The organism is Aestuariibaculum sp. M13, from assembly GCF_024723255.1.
Lineage (GTDB): Bacteria > Bacteroidota > Bacteroidia > Flavobacteriales > Flavobacteriaceae > Aestuariibaculum > Aestuariibaculum lutulentum.
On the sequence record NZ_JANIAC010000001.1, the window covers coordinates 1192698 to 1214817 of the forward strand.

At 36.5% G+C, this 22120-nt stretch carries 15 protein-coding genes; 9 read left to right on the top strand and 6 right to left on the bottom strand.

Features of this window, described 5'->3' with window-relative positions; translation table 11 throughout:
• Positions 1-178 precede the first annotated feature (178 nt).
• The 4 genes from NO995_RS05075 to NO995_RS05090 all read left to right on the top strand — a co-directional run bounded on the left by NO995_RS05075 (position 179) and on the right by NO995_RS05090 (position 6503).
• On the top strand, positions 179-2962 hold the full coding sequence (locus NO995_RS05075; protein ID WP_258226537.1) for a TonB-dependent receptor: 2784 nt from the start codon (positions 179-181) through the stop codon (positions 2960-2962).
• Positions 2963-2972: 10 nt separating this feature from the next.
• On the top strand, positions 2973-4508 hold the full coding sequence (locus NO995_RS05080; RefSeq protein ID WP_258226538.1) for a G-D-S-L family lipolytic protein: 1536 nt from the start codon (positions 2973-2975) through the stop codon (positions 4506-4508).
• A gap of 166 nt (positions 4509-4674) precedes the next feature.
• Entirely contained in the window at positions 4675-6183 is a 1509-nt protein-coding gene (atpD, locus tag NO995_RS05085) for a F0F1 ATP synthase subunit beta (RefSeq protein WP_240572257.1), read from the top strand.
• A gap of 26 nt (positions 6184-6209) precedes the next feature.
• Positions 6210-6503, top strand: coding sequence for a F0F1 ATP synthase subunit epsilon (locus NO995_RS05090; RefSeq protein WP_188214463.1), 294 nt, complete (start codon positions 6210-6212; stop codon positions 6501-6503).
• A gap of 78 nt (positions 6504-6581) precedes the next feature.
• Here the strand turns inward: NO995_RS05090 and NO995_RS05095 are convergent, their stop codons facing one another.
• The 4 genes from NO995_RS05095 to NO995_RS05110 all read right to left on the bottom strand — a co-directional run bounded on the left by NO995_RS05095 (position 6582) and on the right by NO995_RS05110 (position 9972).
• Complete coding sequence (locus tag NO995_RS05095; RefSeq protein WP_258226539.1) at positions 6582-7022, bottom strand: LexA family transcriptional regulator; 441 nt, start codon at positions 7020-7022, stop codon at positions 6582-6584.
• Positions 7023-7107: 85 nt separating this feature from the next.
• Complete coding sequence (locus tag NO995_RS05100) at positions 7108-8205, bottom strand: acyltransferase family protein (protein WP_258226540.1); 1098 nt, start codon at positions 8203-8205, stop codon at positions 7108-7110.
• 10 nt (positions 8206-8215) lie between these two features.
• Complete coding sequence (locus NO995_RS05105) at positions 8216-8938, bottom strand: LytTR family DNA-binding domain-containing protein (RefSeq protein WP_240572260.1); 723 nt, start codon at positions 8936-8938, stop codon at positions 8216-8218.
• A complete protein-coding gene (locus tag NO995_RS05110; protein WP_258226541.1) occupies positions 8935-9972 on the bottom strand; it encodes a sensor histidine kinase in 1038 nt (345 codons plus the stop codon). Before NO995_RS05110 ends, NO995_RS05105 begins: the two co-directional genes overlap by 4 nt.
• Positions 9973-10214: 242 nt before the next feature.
• Between NO995_RS05110 and NO995_RS05115 the strand changes: the two genes are divergently transcribed.
• The 4 genes from NO995_RS05115 to NO995_RS05130 all read left to right on the top strand — a co-directional run bounded on the left by NO995_RS05115 (position 10215) and on the right by NO995_RS05130 (position 18991).
• Complete coding sequence (locus NO995_RS05115; protein ID WP_258226542.1) at positions 10215-13304, top strand: SusC/RagA family TonB-linked outer membrane protein; 3090 nt, start codon at positions 10215-10217, stop codon at positions 13302-13304.
• A gap of 5 nt (positions 13305-13309) precedes the next feature.
• Positions 13310-14905, top strand: coding sequence for a RagB/SusD family nutrient uptake outer membrane protein (locus tag NO995_RS05120; protein ID WP_258226543.1), 1596 nt, complete (start codon positions 13310-13312; stop codon positions 14903-14905).
• 118 nt (positions 14906-15023) lie between these two features.
• Positions 15024-16949, top strand: coding sequence for a glucosamine-6-phosphate deaminase (gene nagB / locus NO995_RS05125; RefSeq protein ID WP_258226544.1), 1926 nt, complete (start codon positions 15024-15026; stop codon positions 16947-16949).
• 8 nt (positions 16950-16957) lie between these two features.
• Positions 16958-18991 carry a beta-N-acetylhexosaminidase gene (locus tag NO995_RS05130; protein WP_258226545.1) on the top strand — a complete coding sequence of 678 codons (2034 nt, stop codon included), beginning with the start codon at positions 16958-16960 and terminating at the stop codon, positions 18989-18991.
• On the opposite strand, the gene NO995_RS05135 is transcribed toward NO995_RS05130, so the two are convergent.
• Complete coding sequence (locus tag NO995_RS05135; RefSeq protein WP_258226546.1) at positions 18983-19432, bottom strand: DUF3157 family protein; 450 nt, start codon at positions 19430-19432, stop codon at positions 18983-18985. The two genes, NO995_RS05130 and NO995_RS05135, sit on opposite strands and share 9 nt — an antisense overlap.
• A gap of 39 nt (positions 19433-19471) precedes the next feature.
• Complete coding sequence (locus tag NO995_RS05140; protein ID WP_258226547.1) at positions 19472-21268, bottom strand: M61 family metallopeptidase; 1797 nt, start codon at positions 21266-21268, stop codon at positions 19472-19474.
• A gap of 272 nt (positions 21269-21540) precedes the next feature.
• Here NO995_RS05140 and NO995_RS05145 point away from each other — a divergent pair, with 272 nt between their 5' ends.
• On the top strand, positions 21541-22119 hold the full coding sequence (locus NO995_RS05145; RefSeq protein ID WP_258226548.1) for a hypothetical protein: 579 nt from the start codon (positions 21541-21543) through the stop codon (positions 22117-22119).
• The last annotated feature ends 1 nt before the right edge of the window (position 22120 follow it).

Consider the following 22120-nt stretch of genomic DNA (forward strand, 5'->3'; position numbering starts at 1 on the left):
CGCCAAAAATAAAATTACTTTTGGCGCTTTTTTTATATTTTTCCGACAGCTATTATGGAATAGATAAAATTTCATGATTTTTTTTGCAAAATATACTATGCATGCATAATTTTTTATATTTTTATCAATACGCAATTGATTTTTGTGTCTTACTAAACTAAAACTTAACTAATTTTAAATGAAAACAATTCTCCCTGTCTTGTTGTTGCTATGGTGTTTTGTATCCAATGCACAAACAAAAATTTCCGGTATTGTTAAGGATGACAACAACCTTCCGCTTCCAGGAGCGAACGTGGTGGTTGTAGGAACCTCTACAGGAACCGTGAGTGATTTTGATGGAAATTTCAGTTTAACTGTAAATATGACTCCGCCGTTTAAAGTTCAAGCCAGTAGTGTTGGTTTTGATACGGCTACAGAAGAAATAACAAAAGACGGGCAAATAATTACCTTCATTTTAAAAGAAGGAACCTCATTAGATGAAGTGGTTATTTCAGCATCGCGAACTCCTGAACGTATTTTTGAATCGCCCGTTACCGTGGAGCGTTTTGGGTTAAGAGATATCAAGAATACAACATCTGTTGATTTTTATGATGGCCTTGAAAATCTAAAAGGCGTTGATATCAACACCAATAGTTTAACCTTTAAATCGGTTAATACGCGCGGATTTGCCACATTTGCCAACAATCGCTTTATGCAATTGGTAGACGGTATGGACAACTCCACTCCTGCCTTAAACTTCCCTATAGGAAATTTAGTGGGAATGACTGAAACTGATGTGGAAAGCGTTGAGCTACTTCCTGGTGCCTCTTCAGCACTATACGGAGCAAATGCCTTCAACGGTATTTTATTCATGAGAAGTAAAAATCCGTTTAAACACCACGGTATTAGTGCTTCAGTAAAACGCGGTATCACTTCGCAAAAAGCCGCAGGTGACAACCCATATACTGATGTTAGTTTTAGAGCTGCTCATAAATTCACAGAACACTTTGCTGCAAAAGTGAATTTCGGATATTTAAAAGGTACAGACTGGGCCGCAACCAGTGAAGCTGATAAAATGACACCTGGAGGCACCAGATTAAATCCAAATTACGACGGTATTAATGTTTATGGTGATGAAGTTTCTACGAATATAAAAGAAGTGGCCGTTGCTTTAGAAGGCTTAGGTATTTTACCAAGTGGCGCTAATGCCCTTGTGCCTTCAGTAGATGTTAGTAGAACAGGATATAACGAAAAGTATTTAACCGATTATAATGCTGAAAGTGTTAAAGCCGACTGGGGGTTATATTTCAGACCTTGGGCTAACGATTTCGAAATTCAGTATGTTGGAAAAGTAGGTACAGGAACAACCTTGTATCAGGGCACCAATCGCTACTATATTGATGGTTTCTTTCAACAGCAACATAAATTAGAAGTTAAAAACGATAATTTTTTCGTTAGAACCTATGTTGTAACCGATAAAGCGGGAGACTCTTACGACATGGTATTTACAGGAATAAACATTAACCGTGCATGGAAGGACGATGAAACCTGGTTTGGTGAATATGCGGGAACTTTTGTCCAGGCAACTCTTGGTGGCGCTACCGAAGAACAGGCACATGCTATGGCTAGGTCTGTTGCAGATACAGGACGTTACCTTCCTGGAACTCCACAATATATCGCAGCGTTTAACAAAAGTATTAATGACCCTGATTTATCTACCGGATCAAAATTTCAGGATGCCTCAGAATATTACCATACCGATGCCAATTACAACTTTAGCCATTTGATAGACTGGGCTGAAATTCAGGTTGGTGGTTCATACAGAAAATACAGTTTAAACTCCTTCGGAACTATTTATACTGACACCGACGGAACCATTGATTACTCAGAATATGGTATTTACTCCCAAATTCAGAAAGCCTTTGATTTAAATGAAAGTTTAAATCTGAAATTAACCGGGTCTATTCGTTATGATAAATCCGAATTTTTCGATGGATTTTATTCTCCAAGACTTTCTGCAGGTTTAACGATTAATAAAGACCATAACATTAGAGCCTCCGTTCAAACCGGGTTTAGAAATCCAACTACTCAGGATTTGTTCATCGGACTTGATGCCGGACGTGCCATCTTGGTAGGATCGGCACCAGAGAATTTAGACCGATGGTCAAGAACCTATAATGTTAGCGCCACAGGGCAAACTCTGTACGGACAGCCTGCAACCATTACCCAAACAGGAGCTGTCGCTTATAACAACTCTTACACATCAAGCTCAGTTGCCTTATTAGGCGAAACCGGAGACCCAAGTGTTTTAGAAATTTCTAATCCAGAACTTGTTAAACCTGAAAAAGTAACTTCAGGTGAAATTGGTTATCGTGGAAAAATAAACAATTTCGTAATCGATTTTAGTGCTTATTACAACTCTTACAAAGACTTCCTTTCACAAGAAGTTGTGGTTTCTCCTTACTATGGAACTGTGGGAGATGGAGGCTTATCAGTAGCTGCAATTTCGAATGGTGACTTCCAGGCCTATAGCACATATACCAATTCGCCTGCTAATGTTAATTCATATGGAGCATCTATAAGTGTATCGACTAAACTTTTTGGTAATTACGATTTAAGCGGTAGTTACACCTATGCTAAATTAGATTTCGATCAAAGTAAATATCCAGACTTCACTACGTTCTTCAATACGCCAGAGCATAAATTCAAAGCTTCATTTGGTAATCCGGAAGTTATTAAAAACTTAGGATTCAATATCTCTTATAGATTTAGTGATGATTACTATTGGGAAGCGACCTTCGGAAATGGAGCCATTCCGGAATTTCATGTGTTAGATGCTCAAATTAGTTATACGGTTCCTAAGCTAAAATCTCAGTTTAAAATAGGAGGAACAAACCTAACAGGCAAAGAATATTATACCGCCTTTGGTACGGGTTACATCGGGTCTATGTACTACGCTTCGTGGGTAATTAATAACTTATAAAATGAAAATCATGAAATTAAAATATATTGCCCTGTTATTAATTACAACCGGGCTTACAGCTTGTAACGATTTGGAAGATGTTAACCGTGAAGAAGCAGAAGTTATTCTTCCGGCATTAACATCAGGAACAGCCGATTTTTCAACTTATGTATCTTTAGGAAATTCACTTACGGCTGGTTATACCGATAACGCTCTGTTTATTGCCGCTCAGGAAAATTCAATTCCCAATATCCTGGCTTCAAAATTTGCATTAGCAGGAGGAGGTGAATTTAAACAACCTTTAATGAACGACAACTATGGTGGATTAGCCTACGGAGGTACAAGAATAGCTGAGCCTCGTTTAGTTTTTAACGGCTCAGGTCCTGCTTCCTTAGAATCTGTAATTGGTTCTATAAACGTTTCAACAGATTTAGCATTAAATAATCCAACAGGGCCATTTAATAATATGGGCGTACCGGGAGCAAAATCCTATCATTTATTATATGATGGCTTAGGAAATCCTTCAGGGTTACTAACAGACCCAATGACAGCCAATCCATACTTTGTACGTATGGCTTCGAGTACCTCCGCTACTGTATTGGGTGATGCTATGGCACAATCGCCGACATTCTTTTCTTTGTGGATAGGAAATAACGATGTTTTAGGCTATGCCTTATCTGGAGGAGATGGCAGCAGTCCAATTACGCCTTTAGATGGCGCTATAGGTGTTGGGTTTACTCAAACTTACGGCGCTATTATTGCAACACTAACCTCGCAAGGAGCAAAAGGTGTTGTGGCTAATATTCCTGATGTGATTAGTATTCCACACTTTACAACAGTACCTCACAATCCAATTCCATTAGATGCTGCAACTGCAGCTTACTTAAATAGTACATCGGCTTACGGTGCTTACAATGCGGGTATTGTTCAAGCATTTGCCTATCTCGTTGGAAATGGTTTAATGACCCAGGATGCAGCAGATGCTGAAATTGCTAAAAGAACCATAACATTTGAAGCTGGAACAACCAATGCAGTGGTTATTATGGATGAATACTTAACCGATTTAACTGGTTTAAATCCAGCTTTAGTAAGTATGAGACAGGCAACTGCAGATGACTTATTAGTGCTAACGGCTTCAACGTTTATAGGTACCGAAGCTGTTCCTGGAAATCCCCAAACCGTTAATGGAGTTGCCATTCCTTTAGCCGATAAATGGGTTTTAACACCTGAAGAACAAGAAGAAATATCTACCGCAACTTCAACCTTTAATGCTATTATTGATAATGTAAGACAACAAGCCGGATTAGCAATGGTAGATACCAATTCTATACTAAATCAATTGGCAAATGGCGGTGTAACAAGTGGAGATTATACTTTAACCTCTAATTTAGTTGTTGGTGGAGCCTTTTCTTTAGATGGGGTGCATTTAACTGCCAGAGGTTATGCTTATTTAGCTAACGAATTTATGAAAGCTATAGATGCGACCTACAATTCTAATTTTGTAGATTCAGGACAATTGGTTGATATAGGAAATTACCCAACGAATTATTCGCCAACACTGCAATAACAAGACTTTTAATAATAAAATTTAACACCTTCAAAATGAGGGTGTTTTTTTATTCTAAAAAACCTGAAAAAACAACTTTCTTTTTAAATTAAAAAAATTATCTTTGCAGCCGAAAACTAGAAGTGTTTTCATTGAATTAAAACGCATAATATTAAACATATAAGTAATGTCTAAAGTTACAGGTAAAGTTGCACAAATAGTAGGTCCGGTTATCGACGTTGAGTTTGGAGCTGGTTCAGAACTTCCAAAAATTTATGATTCATTAGAAATTAAGAAAGCTGATGGTTCTACATTAGTATTAGAAGTACAGTCTCACATTGGTGAAGACACCGTACGTACAATTGCTATGGATTCTTCTGATGGTTTAAGCAGAGGAACTGAGGTTGTTGCAACTGGAGCACCTATACAAATGCCGATTGGAGATGATGTTTACGGACGTTTATTCAATGTAATTGGTGATGCCATCGACGGTCTTGGAAATTTACCAAAAGCTGGTGAAGCTGGTTTACCAATTCACAGAGAAGCACCAAAATTCGAAGATTTATCTACTTCTACTGAAGTTTTATTTACAGGTATTAAAGTAATCGACTTAATTGAGCCTTACGCAAAAGGAGGTAAAATTGGATTATTTGGTGGTGCTGGTGTAGGTAAAACAGTATTAATTCAGGAGTTAATTAACAATATTGCAAAAGGTCACGGTGGTTTATCAGTATTCGCTGGTGTAGGAGAAAGAACTCGTGAAGGAAACGACCTTTTAAGAGAGATGTTAGAGTCTGGAATTATCCGTTACGGTGAAGACTTTATGCACTCTATGGAAGCTGGAGGATGGGATTTATCTAAAGTAGATAAATCAAAAATGAAAGAATCTAAAGCGACATTCGTATTCGGACAGATGAATGAGCCACCAGGAGCACGTGCACGTGTTGCCTTATCTGGTTTAACAATCGCTGAGTATTTCCGTGATGGCGCTGGAGACGGACAAGGAAAAGACGTACTTTTCTTCGTAGATAACATCTTCCGTTTTACACAAGCTGGTTCTGAGGTATCTGCATTATTAGGTCGTATGCCTTCTGCAGTAGGTTACCAACCAACATTAGCGACAGAGATGGGTGCGATGCAAGAGCGTATTACTTCAACTAAAAAAGGATCTATTACATCTGTACAAGCGGTTTACGTACCTGCGGATGATTTAACTGACCCGGCGCCTGCAACAACGTTTGCTCACTTAGATGCTACTACGGTATTATCTCGTAAAATTGCTGAGTTAGGTATTTATCCTGCGGTAGATCCATTAGATTCTACTTCTCGTATCTTAACTGCTGATATTTTAGGAAAAGAGCACTACGACTGTGCACAACGTGTAAAAGAGTTATTACAACGTTACAAAGAATTACAAGATATTATTGCTATCCTTGGTATGGAGGAGTTATCTGAAGAAGATAAATTAGCTGTATCTCGTGCTAGACGTGTTCAACGTTTCTTATCTCAACCATTCCACGTAGCAGAGCAGTTTACTGGTATTCCAGGTGTGTTAGTAGATATTAAAGAAACTATTAAAGGATTTAACATGATTATGGACGGTGAATTAGATCACTTACCAGAAGCAGCGTTCAACCTTAAAGGAACTATTGAAGAAGCCATCGAAGCTGGAGAGAAAATGTTAGCTGAAGCTTAATATTCAATAGAAAATTATAAAACATTATGAATTTAGAAATTGTATCACCAGAAGCTACCCTATTTAACTCAGAAGTTGATTCTGTAGCATTACCTGGTATTAATGGTGAGTTTCAGATTTTAAATGACCACGCCGCAATCGTGTCTATTTTAACTGAAGGAACCATTAAAATTCATACACACACACAAAGCCACCTGGTTTTTGATGCGTTACATTCTGAAGTTAATCCTCACCATGATGATGACAAAGTTTTAACCTTAAAAATCAAATCTGGTACTGTTGAAATGAAAGATAATAAAGTGATTGTTTTAGTTGACTAAAACTTCCTTTATTCAGAATAAAAAAAACGCGAAACATTTAGTTTCGCGTTTTTTGTTTTATAAATCTTTTGAAGAATGTTACACTTTCTTAATCACATTCGTGACGATACCCCATATGATAAATTCGTTTTCTTCAGTAATTTTAATAATCGGGTAATTCGGATTTTCAGGTTTTAACCACACTTCGCCCTGCTCTACGCGTAATCGCTTTACTGTAAATTCACCATCTAAAAAACAAACTGCTATTCGGTTATTTTGAGGTTCAAGGCTACGGTCAATAACAAGTAAGTCGTTATCCTCTAACCCTGCACCTATCATACTTTGTCCACTAACGCGAGCAAAAAAGGTTGTTTCCCTATTTCTAACCAACTCTTTATCTAAAGATAACCGTTGTTCGCTAAAATCTTCTGCCGGCGCAGGAAATCCACAAGAAATACCTGTATCAAAAAATATTGCACCAAGTTCGCCTGATGCTTCGGGTGTAAAAAAAGTTAAGCTATTAGAATCGTTTACTATCATAAGCATGCATTTCCCTCAAATATACACATTTAAATGATTTAATTGACTTTCACTACATCGTTCATCTTAAAATGAAAAACAGTGCTTAAACCTTGATAAAAACACCTTTTTTATACAAGTAATTTCCTAGCCCTAAATAGAACAAAACAACTACTAGAGCATAACATAATGATGCCAATTTAGCCTCTAAAAAATCATATTGAAAAAACGTTGAATACAACCAGGAATGAATATTGGAATGTTCTCCTACAGGAATTAAATAAAAACTCTTTGCTATAAATCCTGATAGAAAATAAATAGTTATGGCATTCATACCAACCTTTTTGAAAACACTACCAAAATGCCAATGTTTCACATCGACTATATAATAAATAATTGCCAAAATAACTGTAGCATAGCCAGCGGTAACCAATACAAAACTGCTACTCCACAACGCTTTATTTATTGGGAACCAAAAACTAAATACATAACCTACAACCAAAAACAATAACCCTATTGCTACTAATATTGAAGCTTTTCGCTCTATAGGTTTATCTAGAACCTTACCAATTAGCACGCCAAGTAAACATGTTGGTATTGCTGACACCGTTCCTAATATGCCTTCAGGATCATAATCAGATTTCCACATATGGCCTCCTAAAACTATTGAATCAATGTACATAGACCAATTATTGGCAACTTTATCAAAGCTTGGAGCCATACCATTTGGCAATGGTACAAATCCCAATAACAACCAATAACTTAACAAAATACCAAGTGCAATACCTAAAAGGACTTTCCAATTATAATTTAAATACAAAACTGCTGTAATAAAAAACACAATACCAATACGCTGTAAAACACCCATAAAACGGAAGCTTTCCCAACTCTGAATAAAAGGAAACGTTGGCATAAATGCCCTTAAAAAAAGACCTAAAGCTATTAACTTTAAACTTCGTATACCAATCTTTTTATAGGTCTGAATATTACCTTTCTTATTTTTATAAGCATAGTAAATCGATATTCCCACAATAAATAAAAAGAAAGGAAACACAAGATCGGTTGGTGTTAATCCATGCCATTCGGCATGTAACAAAGGAGCGTAAACACTAGACCAACTACCCGGATTATTAACTAAAATCATGGCAACAATGGTCACACCTCTCAACAAATCTACTGATTGAATTCTTTGGCTTGCAGACATTTAAAACACTTTAATTTTCAGAATCTTCAACAGTATTTAAAATGCGTTCTCGTGTAATTTTCACATAATTTCTTCCAATGGGAATCTTTCTATTTGAAATTTCTACCATATTACCTTCAACCGAATTTACTTTATTTATTGAAATGGTATAAGAACGATGAACACGCAGAAAATTGGATTGTGGTAATTCTTCCGAAATCGCCGTCAAAGACTTATGTACCACGTAATCACCCAGCGTCGTTATAACCTTAATATAATCCTTTAAACTTTCTATGTATAAAATATCATTCAAATTCACCTTAACTAATTTCTTACCCACCTTTAAAAATAAATGCGGTTCCTGCTGAAATCCTATATCAGATGAAGAACTATTTAAATATACCTGCTGATAGACTTTATTAATGGTTTTTAAAAATCGATTAAAGGGAATTGGCTTTACAAGATAGTCTAAAACATCAAGTTCAAAACTCTTTACGGCGTATTCCCTGTACGCAGTTGTTATAACAATGTGAGGTTTATAACTGAGATTTTCGATAAATGCAAAACCGTTAAGCTGCGGCATATTAATATCGAGGAAAACCACATCAATTTTTTCCTGCTCTAAAACACCATAGGCTTTCAAAGGATTGGTAAAAGTTCCGACAATTTCAATATGATCGAAGTTCTTTAAATGATCTTCAATCACCTCAATAGCCAGGGCTTCATCGTCAATGATTACACATTTTATTTTCATCGAATAGGTATTTTTAAGTACAGGTTATACACATTGTTTTCTATAGTAGTTTTAAACTCATAATCACTATTAAACAATAAGCTTAACCTGCGTTTGGTATTGGCAATACCAATACCTTGATTATTGTTTATACTAGATTTGGCATTAAAAGTATTCGACAGTTTAAATTCTAAATAGTCTTTATTAAGTACTTCAAAACTCATGTTTACCCTTACATTTTCGCAACCTTTTAATCCGTGCTTGAAACAATTTTCGATAAACGTCAGGAATAACAGGGGTGGCACGCTTACATCTTCAATATCACCAATAATATCCATTTCACATTCTACACGCTCATTAAAACGTAAACGTTCGACATCAATATAGGTATTAATATGATTGATTTCCTCTAATAAATCGGCCTTGGAACTATTCACTTCATACAACACGTATTGCATAAGATCTGATATTTTAATCACCATTTGCGGCGCGCTATCAGACTTTTTCAACGTAAGTGCATATAAATTATTCAAGGTATTAAAAAAGAAATGGGGTTGTATCTGGGTTCGTAAGTATTTCAATTCGGTACTTAATTGAAGCTTTGCCAACTTTTCATTACGGCGCTTTTCCAGACTCCAGTCAATAACCAGTTTTATTGCAGAAACAAAACCTATCACATAAAGTTCCCCTAAAACAACAGCTATAATATGATTAAGCTGCATAAATTCACCTGATCCTCCGGCTTCTGGCCAAATATCTTTGGTTACTAAAACATAATTTAAGCCTGTTCTTACCAAATATACCATGGCCAACATAAAAACCAGACTTAGCACATAAGTTAAATACCGTCGCTTTAAAATTAACCTAGGGATTAGGTAGTAAATGTTTATATAAACAACGATAATATGAATTGGAAATTCTACAAGATTAGATTTAACAGAATACCAGTAATCGTTAAAATAACTCCCCCATCTTACCACATTAAACATGAAGTAAAACAGCCAAAAAAGCACATGATATTTAGGTGAAATGGTATTCTTTATCTTAAGCTTCAACAAGGGTCTTGGTTTAAATTATTATTAAAAAATCGATAAAAGGATTAAACTATCTAAAGCAATTTTAAGAATATAATAATTAATTAACAATAATTTCATCAAGAGTTTATATTCTCAAAATCGCTTATCGATAATTATCTGTCTTCTGTGTGTAAAATGATGTAGTTCAGATATTTTTTTTTAAAACAATTTTTATAATAAATAACATTGATAGCAAATAACAAGACTAAACATTCAAAATTATGAAGTATTACTTAAAAACAACTCTCTTGTTTTCCTTCTTATTCTTCAGCATACAATTGTTTGCCCAGGAAAAGGAAATTAAAGGAACTGTTACCTCCAAAACAGACGGTATGCCTATCGCCGGGGGTAACGTAATTATTCAAGGCACCTCTACCGGTACACTTACCGACTTCGATGGAAAATATACCATTATGGCAAAAGCCGGTGATGTATTAACATTCTCCTTCTTAGGAATGACGACTGAAAAGGTAACTGTTGCCGATTCAAACACTATCAATGTGCAATTAGCAGAAGACAACGAACAACTTGCGGAAGTTGTAGTTACTGCCTTAGGTATTAAGAAAGAGAAAAAAGCACTTACTTATTCTGCTCAGGAAGTTGGTGGCGACGAGCTTACTCGTGTTAAACAAACCAACCCAATTAACAGTTTATCTGGTAAATCTGCCGGTATTACCATTGCCAGAAGTTCATCTGGCTTAGGGGGAGCTACTAAAGTAGTTTTAAGAGGTAATGCCTCGACTTCTTATAACGATCCTCTTTACGTTATCGATGGTATCCCTATGTTAAACTCAGGTAACGGCGCTAACGGAAACGAACCTGGAACCGATATTTTTGGTAGTCAGACTGGTAACCGTGATGGTGGTGATGCCATGTCATTAATTAACCCTGATGACATTGAAAGTATGACCGTTTTAAAAGGAGCATCGGCTTCTGCACTTTACGGTAGTCAAGGTGCTAACGGGGTTATTTTAATTACCACTAAAAAAGGTAAAGAAGGCGCTTTAACTGTAAACTTTAACTCAAGCTTTACAGCCGACAATGTTATGTCCTTACCTAAATTACAATCGGAATACCAAAGTAATTCTGTTGGACAGGCTATTGCAGAAAATGGAAATGTAACTGACCCAAAATCGTGGGGAGCTAAAACATCTGGCTTAAACAACGATGCTGAATCGTTCTTCAATACAGGATTCACTTCAATTAACGCTTTATCGTTAACAGCTGGAAACCAAAAAGCACAGACATACTTATCTTATGCAAATACTATTGGTGAAGGTGTTATCCCTGAAAACCGATTAACAAGAAACAACATTACTTTAAGGGAAACAGCTAAGTTTTTAAATGAAAAAATGGATGTATCTGCAAGTGTAAACTTATCAGACCAACGCATCTGGAACCGTCCTACAAATGGCTTATATGCCAATCCTTTAACAGGACACTATTTAAACCCTGTGGGTATCGATAGAAATAGTTACAAAGAGAAATTTGAATATTTCAATACGGCCTTAAATCAAATGGATCAGTACGCAACATCGTTTGATGAAAACATTCAACAAAATCCATATTGGTTAGCTTACAGAACACCTGGAAAAGATATCGCTCAACGTGTTTTAATTAACGCTTCATTAAAATATCAAATTACCGATGCGTTCTCTTTACAATCGAGAGCTAGCTACGATAAATCATTCTTTACTTACGAGAAAAAACAATACGCCGGAACAGATCCTGTAAACTCTGGTGATAACGGAAGATACATTTTAGAAAAAACCGAAAACAATCAACAGTATGTCGATTTCATTGCGAACTACAACAAAGATTTCGGAGATAATTTCACTTTCTCTGGGCTATTAGGAACCAGTTTAACAAAATACACCATTGGAGATCAAATTCTTTTAGATTCTGGTCGTGATGGTGCTGGTCTTAAATACCCTAACTATTTCACTATTGCAAACTTTTTAACAACTAACAACATCTCTCAAAGTGTTGGTAGAAAAGAAATGCAGTCGGTATTTGCATCTGTAAATTTTGGTTATAAAAACTTATTATTTTTAGATGTAACCGGAAGAAACGACTGGTCTTCAACCTTAGCACTTACAGATAGCTATTCATTCTTCTATCCTTCTGTTGGTTTAACAGGAATTATTAGTGATATGGTTGAATTACCAAAAGCTATTTCATTTGCTAAAGCGAGAGTTTCGTATGCTGAAGTAGGAACCGATATTCCAAACTATGCAACGATTCCTTTATATAAAATCAGTGCAACCTCATCAAACATTCTTAAGCCATCTGTTGGACCTAAAGAAGGTGAAACTTTAAAACCTCAGCTTCAACAATCTTTAGAGTTTGGTACTGAGTGGCGTTTCTTAGGTAATCGTTTAGGATTCGATTTTACCTACTATGACACTAAAACTACAAACCAGATTTTCTACATTCAGGCAGAACCTAACCCATATGGTTATTCTCAAAACATTGTAAACGCTGGTGAGATTTCTAATAAAGGATTCGAAGTTGTGCTTAACGGAAAACCAGTAGTTGGAGATAACTTTAACTGGGATACAGCTTTCAACTTTGCTCAAAACGATAACAAAGTCGTATCTGTTCACCCTGCCTTACAAAATGGTGATGCTATAATAACAGCTCGTGGTGTAAATGGTTATGAGTATTCTTTAATTGAAGGAGAAGATTTTGGTAGTATAAAAGCACGTTCATTAATCAGAGATGAAAATGGCACACCTGTAATCAATGATTCTGGATCATTAATGTCTACCGATTTTGAAACAGTAGCACATGCACAACCAGATTTCACATTAGGATGGAACAACAATTTCACTTTTGGAAATTTCAACTTTAACTTCCTTATCGATGGTAAATTTGGAGGAGATGTTATGAGTGTTACTGAAGCAGTAAACGATTATTACGGTGTATCTCAAGCGTCTGCCGATGCCAGAAATAATAATGGCGGAATGATTAATGTGGTTGACGAAGCTGGAAATGCCTCTCAAATAACGGCACAAGACTACTACAGTGCTGTTGGCGGAAGAGCAGGTATATTAGGTGAGTATGTTTATGATGCAACAAACGTGAGCTTAAGAGAACTTTCTGTTGGTTACAAATTAATCATGAGTCAAGGTGGCTTTATTGATAATATTAACTTCTCAATCATCGCAAACAACTTATTCTTCTTTTATAAAGATGCACCGTTCGATCCGAATATTGCAGCAAGTACCGGTTTAGGATTACAAGGTGTAGATATTTATAACCAGCCTTCTACAAGAAGCGTAGGGTTAAACATTAACATAAATTTCTAAGAAAGATGAAAAATATATTAAAATATACTCTGGCTTCGGTTGTGGCCATAAGCTTAACAAATTGTACCGACCACTTTGAAGACTTAAATACCGATCCTTATGGTGAAGAACTAGTTGGTGGGTTAACACAACAAAACAACCACATCGGGTCTAATTTTGCTCCAATGTTCGCTAATGTTATACGTGTAGAACCAGCCTGGAACTACCAGTTACAACAAAACCTGAATGCCGATATATTTTCAGGTTATATGACGGCTCCAACGCCTTTTGCTGGTAACATTAATAACCAGACTTATGCTTTGGTTAATGGTTGGAACGGTTTCATTTGGGGAGATGCATACGATTCTCAAAATGGTAATGGTGTCATGCCATATGCCAGAGACATTGCTCAAATGGTTGAATTAACCGGCGATCCTTCAGGAGAAAAATTTGTCTTCTTAGGAGACATCATTAAAGTTATGGCCATGCACCGTGTATCGGATGTATTCGGACCAATCAGATATTCAAAATTCAATGACTTTGCAACCACTGGAGAATACGATTCTCAGGAAACCGCTTATAAAACGTTCTTTGCTCAATTAGGCGAAGCTATCGACGGACTTGAAGCTTACGAAGGTGATGCACAATTCATTCCTTTCGATCAATCGTCTTTAGGTGGCGATATTGCTAAGTGGCGTATGTTCGCAAACTCATTACGTTTACGTTTAGCCATTCGCGTATCGAAAGTTGATGCGGCATTAGCCAAAACCGAAGGTGAAAAATCCTTATCGAGTAACGCTGGTTTAATGGAAACAGAAAACATGTTAATTGATATGGGCGGATTCGTTCACCCAGTATACACCATTAGTAATGTATGGGGAGACATTTGCATGAGTGCCGAAATGGAATCTATCTTAAAAGGATTTAACGACGGTAGAATTGAAAAATACTTTAACGCTCCTGCTGATGCGTCTTTAGGTGATTACAAAGGTATTCGTCAAGGTATTGAAATAGAAGCTAAAGGGCAATACGGAAGTCACTCTACTATTGGTCAGGTGGTTGAAGGCACCGACAAAATATGGATGACATCTGCCGAAGTTTATTTTTTGAAAGCAGAAGCTGCTTTACGTGGCTGGGCAGGCGCAGGCGATGCAAAAACAAACTACGAAATGGGAGTTAAAGCATCATTTTCACAATTTGGTGTTGGCGGTGTTGACACATATTTAGCTGATAGTACAAGTACACCTAACGATTTTGTTGATGCATTAAACGCTGCTAATGATTATACGTATCCAAGTGATGTTACGATTGCTTTTGATGATGCTGGAACCAACGAAGAGAAACTGGAGCAAATCATTACTCAAAAATGGATTGCTATGTTCCCTGATGGTCAGGAAGCCTGGAGTGAATTTAGACGCACTGGTTACCCAAGAGTATTCCCTGTAGTTATAAATAACAGTGGTGGTACAATAGATACCGATATTCAAATCCGTAGAATCAACTTCGTAGATGTTGAAAAAAACACCAATGGTGCTAATGTACAAACTGCTGTAGGTATGTTAAAAGGCCCAGACAACGGAGGCACCAGATTATGGTGGGATACAGGTGCTGCAAATTTTTAAGATTTTCATAAGCATATATTTTTTGGTTTAGTTTAAACAGAGCGTTTTTTAATTTGAAAGAGAGCTCTTAACAAGCAAGCAGAACATTGTTCTGCTTGCTTTTAAAAAACAGATGAAAATGAGAGTAGATATTACTGATTATAAAAGTATCGCCTACAGGGAGGCTGGAAAATTTGAAGAAACGCGCTTTGAAAAAATTCACAATGTTATTTTCGAATCTTCTCATGAAGCTTCATTAATTGTTGCTCAGGAAATAGCCACATTAATTCGTGATAAACAGTCGCAAGGACAACCATGTATACTTGGCTTAGCAACCGGATCATCTCCTATTAAAGTTTACGAAGAACTGGTTCGTATGCACAAAGAAGAAGGTTTAAGTTTCTCTAATGTAGTTACTTTTAATCTCGATGAATACTATCCAATGGATAAAAATAATATTCAGAGTTACTACTACTTTATGCATGAACACTTGTTCAACCACATAGATATACTTTCAGAAAACATTAATATTCCAGATGGCAAAGTGCCTACCGACGAACTTTATCAATTCTGTATTGATTATGAAATGAAAATCAAATCTTATGGCGGATTAGACTTTCAATTGTTAGGTATTGGACGTACAGGACATATCGGTTTTAACGAACCCGGATCACACCTCAACTCCGGTACACGAAGCATCACTTTAGATCACATTACACGTGTTGATGCTGCTTCGTCATTTTTAGGAATAGATAACGTTCCGCGTAAAGCCATTACTATGGGAATTGGCACCATAAAAAGTGCTAAACGTATTGTTTTATTGGCTTGGGGAAACAATAAAGCTGAAATTATACAACAAGCCATTGAGGGCGACATAACCCCAAACATTCCAGCAACCTATTTACAGGAACACCACAACACAACCTTTGTGTTAGACCATGAAGCTGCTTTAGAACTAACCCGTGTAAAAACCCCTTGGTTAGTTACTTCTTGCTTATGGACCAATATTTTAAAATTAAAAGCTGTGGTTTGGCTAAGTGAATTACTAAATAAACCTATTCTAAAACTAACTGATAAGGATTATAACGATAATGGCATGTCTGGCTTATTAACCGAAGAAGGCACTGCTTACGATTTAAACATTAAAATGTTTAATCAATTACAACATACCATAACAGGATGGCCTGGAGGAAAACCAAATGCCGATGACACCTACCGTCCTGAACGCGCTACACCAGAAAAAAAGCGCATTATTATATTTAGTCCACACCCCGACGACGATGTCATTTCAATGGGAGGCACCTTCGATCGCCTTGTAGAGCAAGGTCACGAAGTGCATGTGGCTTACCAAACTTCAGGAAACATTGCTGTTTCAGACGAAGAGACATTAAAATTTGCAGAAATAGCAAACCTTTTCGAACCGAATTCAGAAATAGATAAAATTATTTCATACCTAAAAACAAAACGAGAAAGCGACATCGATTGCTTGGAAGTGCGAAACCTTAAAGGGAAAATACGCCGTGGCGAATCGCTTGGTGCTACACGTTATTTAGGTTTAAAAGATGAAAATGTACACTTTTTAGATCTTCCGTTTTACGAAACCGGAACCATTAAAAAAGGGCATTTAACTTCAGCTGATATCAGTATCATGTGTAACCTGATTGAAAGCATAAAACCGCATCAAATATATGCCGCCGGCGATTTAGCCGATCCGCATGGTACACATCGTGTGTGTTTAAATGCCTTGTTTATGGCTTTGGAAGAATTAAAATCAGTACCCCACATGAACGACTGTTGGGTTTGGTTGTATCGTGGCGCCTGGCATGAATGGGAATCATATGAAATTGATATGGCCATACCTATGAGTCCCGATCAGGTGCTTAAAAAACGTCATGCTATTTTTTACCACCAATCGCAAAAAGACGGTGTGATGTTTCAAGGCGACGATTCCAGAGAATTCTGGGTACGTGCCGAAGACCGCAACCGCTTGACTGCAAAAAAATACAATGATTTAGGCTTAGCCGAATATGCGGCTATTGAAGCCTTTAAACGCTACCACTTTTAAAAATTAACATGACTAGATTACTTGCTATACTTTACCTAATCACTTTAAATTGTTTCTCTCAATCCAATTTAATGGAAACCTACAATTTAATGCCATGGCCAAAATCGATACAGGAAAATAACCAACGTTTCATTATAGATGAAAACCTAACCGTGTCTATTGACGGTAAAAATCAAAAACGGGTTCAGCACGGCGTCACTTCATTTTTAAGACGTTTATCTAACCGAAGTGGTGTCTTTATAAATGAAGGTTTCGCCGTACCACTATCTAACAATCAACAAGCATCAATTCAAATAACTTATAAAAAGTCTGCTGAGTTAATTATTCAAGATGACGAGTCTTACCAATTAGATATAAATTCTAACAAAGTAACACTTGTTGCCAATACAGATGTTGGGGCCATTCGAGGATTGGAAACACTTTTACAATTATTAACGAACACCAATTCTGAATACTATCTACCCGGTGTTTCTATCTCCGATGCCCCACGTTTTGTATGGCGTGGTTTAATGATTGACGTTTCCAGACACTTTCATCCCATAGACGTTATAAAACGCAATCTCGACGCTATGGCTTCTGTAAAAATGAATGTCTTTCACTGGCATTTAACAGACGACCAAGGCTTTAGAATTGAGTCGAAAACCTATCCCAAACTACACGAATTGGCTTCCGACAGACTATACTATACTCAAGAACAAATCAAGGACATTGTAGAGTATGCCTCTATTCTTGGCATTCGAGTAATTCCGGAATTTGATGTTCCTGGTCACGCTACAGCCATTTTAACGGCCTATCCTGAACTTGGAAGTAAACCCGGAGCAACCTATAAAATTGAACGTTATGCGGGTGTTTTCGATCCGACTTTAGATCCTACAAAAGAGGATGTATATGTTTTTTTAGAAAACTTATTTACTGAAATAGCCCCCTTATTCCCTGACAGTTATTTTCATATTGGCGGCGATGAAAACGAAGGCAAACACTGGGATGCTAACGAGCATATTCAACAGTTTAAAAAAGAACATAATCTTGCTACTAATCACGATTTACAAACCTATTTTAATATCCGATTAGAAAAAATTCTGAAAAAACTAGATAAAAAACTGGTTGGCTGGGATGAAATTATGACACCAAATATGCCGAAAACAGCCATTATTCATTCGTGGAGAGGTGAACATGAAGGCTTAGCAAAGGGCGGAACCTTAATTGAAGCTGCTAAAAAAGGGTATAACACCATTTTATCTAACGGATTTTATATTGACCGCATGGAATCTGTGGTGAAACATTACCAAACCGAACCGATTGGAGATGTACAACTAACCGAAGACGAACGAAACCGTATTTTAGGTGGCGAAGTCACCATGTGGAGCGAACTGGTAACACCATTAACCATCGACTCCAGAATCTGGCCAAGAACAGCTGCCATAGCCGAGCGCTTATGGTCACAAAAAGACATTACGGATGTTGATAAGATGCTGAAACGTTTAGAAGTTATTAATTATAGATTGGAAGAGGTTGGCATTACCCATATTAGAAACAAAGGGGTAATTTTAAGAAACCTGAGTAATAATCAGGATATTTCAGGATTGGAAATACTTTCTAATGTTTGTGAACCACTTAAAATTTACAGCCGAAATGAAGGCGGTACCGAGTATAAAACCTACTCGCCTTTCACCCTATTTGCCGATGCCTGTAATGTAGACGCCAACGATGCTTTAAAATTTAAAAAAGCCGTTACAAACTATACTGAATCACCTAACGAAGCGCACAAATCGGATATTATTACACTATTGGAAGCTTGGTCAAAAAACCATAAAGCTTTTCAAAAAATAGATAAAAGCCCTAAGATAGCACCGCTGGAATCTTTATCGTTTAACCTTTCGGAAAGTGCTAAGTTTTTATTGAAGCTGTCACAAAAAGAAAAGCTATCGAAGAATGACATAAAATCATTCAAATCTCGAATAGAAACCTTAAAACAACCTTTCGCAGATGTTGAATTGGTTATTGTAAACGATATGGAAAAACTATTTGAAGCCTTAAAATAATTTACCTGCTTCAATAATGGTAAACCCGGTTCGCTTATAATCGACCTTTTTCCCATTGGCACAAAACTGATATCTGCCTTTAGATTTTTGCTCTGAGGCAGATAACAGGATCACCTCTTCTACTGAACAATTATAATCTTTAGCGACTTTAGCTTTTACATCATCAATAGTCGCTCGGCCTTTCTTTAACTGCGATTGAATTTTATTGTTTAGTTTAGGTTCTTCAAAACCTTCACCCAATTTACAAGCATCATCTTTTACAGATATAGCTTCAGAAATATCCTTTTTGGGAACATCCTTAGGCATGGCATCAATATATTCCCAGGTGTAATCAGCTTTTAACAGAACTCTGCGACCATCTTCGGTTTTAACAATATAATTATTTTGAGCAAACGATACAGATGTGATAAAAAGTAATAAAAGGAAAACTATTGATTTCATAGAATATTTATAATTGGATGTACTCAAAAGTACAAATTATTAGTTTAATTGCTTAGAAGACAACCAAGCCTTTCTGGCCGTTTTTTGTTTGGCATTCAACTTTAGATTGTTAGCTTCAAACAGGCTTAAGCTATATGCTCTGTTTGGTAGTAAAGTCACTTTTGTTCTCTTCGGCACACCAAACCGTTCAAACTCAATTTGAATACTATCATTTGGCTTTAAACTAGCTATTAAAACATTAAAGTTATTAGAAGTTGTGAAATCTATTCCATCTACCTTTAAAATTTTATCACCTTCTTCCAGTCCGGCGTTATATGCTGCTGTTCCGATAATGGTGTTTTTGGAAATAAAACCTTCGTCGTTTACTGAAACTCCAAAATCGGGTTTATCTAAATCCTGAGTTAAAGTCACACCTACAGAACTTAATAAAGCCTTCATATCTGGCATATCACTTTTATAGATGTAATTCTTAAAAAAGTGAGATCCAAAAGCTTCTCCGGCATATTCATTTAACGTATTATGCAAATCTTCAACGGTATATGACTTTTCATTTTTACCGTATTTGTTCCAAACCAGTTTCATAAAACCATCGAGATTTAATCCGTTTTGACGTAACGACAAGTCTAAAGCCAGGCCAAGCATATTTCCGTATGAATAATAAGAAATGAATGTATTGTCTCTATTCACAGGATCTACTGAACGAGTCGCATCAACAAACGGCGCCTGATAACTCATTTCAATAGGATTGAAAAATTGTCTCGCCGGAGAATTCCAAACATAATTAAAGGTTCCTGTAATACCATTTAAATATTGCTCTTCACTTATTAAACCCGATCGGCATAAGGTTAATGTCGTGTAATAACTGGTAAATCCTTCGGCAAACCAAAGTTCTCCACTCATATTAGCCTCTTCAAAATCGAACGGCTCCAAGGTATCAGGACGAATACGCTCTACGTTCCAGCAATGAAAAAACTCGTGAGCGACTGTTCCTAAATTCGCATCCATTCCGCCATCGGCCAAACTACGTGTGTTGGTAACAATGGTTGAATTTCTATGCTCCATACCATCGCCTGAAGCGTTAGAAATATAACACACCAAAAAAGTATACTCACCATAATCGAACTTTGGCAATTCGCCATACACCTGTTCTTCCTCTAGAACAATTTTCTTAACGCGGTTAAAATATTCATCTAATTCCGCTTCAGTGCCGTTATGATGCAATACGAAGTTTATGGTTTGTCCGTTTACCTGAAAAGAACGTTCACTAAAATTGCTTATCTCGGTTGGGCTATCCATAAAATACTGCAAGTTTTCGGCGTAGTAGGTATTGTCTTTTACATGCTTTAATTGTGTTGCAACTTTCCATTTCAAATCTTCACGCACATTAAAAGTGACTTCCATAGCTTTATCTTCTAAACTCGGCACATACAAAAAAGTTGCCGGCATATTTAAATGCGCATGGGTATCATCTATTTGAGAATAGGTGCCGCCACCTCGATTAGCGAATAAAATATAATGCACTTTTATGGTCCCGTCATGTCCGGAAACCTCCCAGGAATACGGATCGGGTCTTGATGTTTTTAATACCTTTCCTTTACCATCGGTTACCTTAACGCCGTAAACATTCTTCATAAATTCATGCAAAGCATAACGACCTGGTGAGGTTCTACTCATTCTAAATTCTACAGTTTTTTCCGTTAAATCCGTAAAAACGGCGTCAACAACCGCTTCGTGATGTCCGGCATTTTCAAAGGAAATATTATAGTTTGAGGCCACTTGTGCCTTGATTCTAAAACAACTTGAAACTAAAAGGAAAATGAAAAGAATTCTACGCATTACAACATTTTAAACGACTAAGATAACATTTTTGAATCATCGATAGTTTTAATGAAAATTGAAAATAAAAGTTATCCTTGTAACAAATCACAGATTTCACCTACATATATAACGAAAACCAAAATTTTACAGACTCCTATTAACCTAATTAAGAACACATTAATTTTAGATATAGGAATTTCATGAAATCTATGTTGATTTTACTTTCGAATTAGTCATATAAAACCACAAAAAGGTTTTATATTGAATCATAAAATTTAAACCTTTTAATTATGACCGAGTGGTTTTACAGCTTAGAACTCTTTCCTCAGATTTACTGGGGTATTGCTCTGGTAGCTTCACTAATTTTTATCATTATGATGATTCTAACCTTTGTTGGAGGAGATTCTGATGGATTAGAACTTGAAACGGATGCCGAAATAGAAACCGACACGGGAATCGGTTTTCAATTCATCACTTTTAAAAATTTGGTTGGATTCTTTACCATTTTTGGGTGGAGTGGTATTGCATGCATTGATGCAGGTGTATCAAAACCGCTTACCGTTGTTATTTCTCTAATTGCTGGTTTAGTAATGATGAGTATTATGGCGGCCATGTTTTACTATATGAAAAAACTAAATCATAGTGGTACACTTGACTTTAAAAATGCTATAGGTGCTGTTGGTGAAGTTTATTTAACTATCGGTGCTAACCGCTCGTCTATTGGTAAAGCTCATGTTCGTATTCAAGGCGCTTTACGTGAACTTGAAGCCTTAACCGATGCACAAACTACCTTAAAATCGGGAACCGTAATAAAAGTAAAAGACGTTACCGATAACGGAATTTTAATTGTAGAACAACTTAATAACTAAT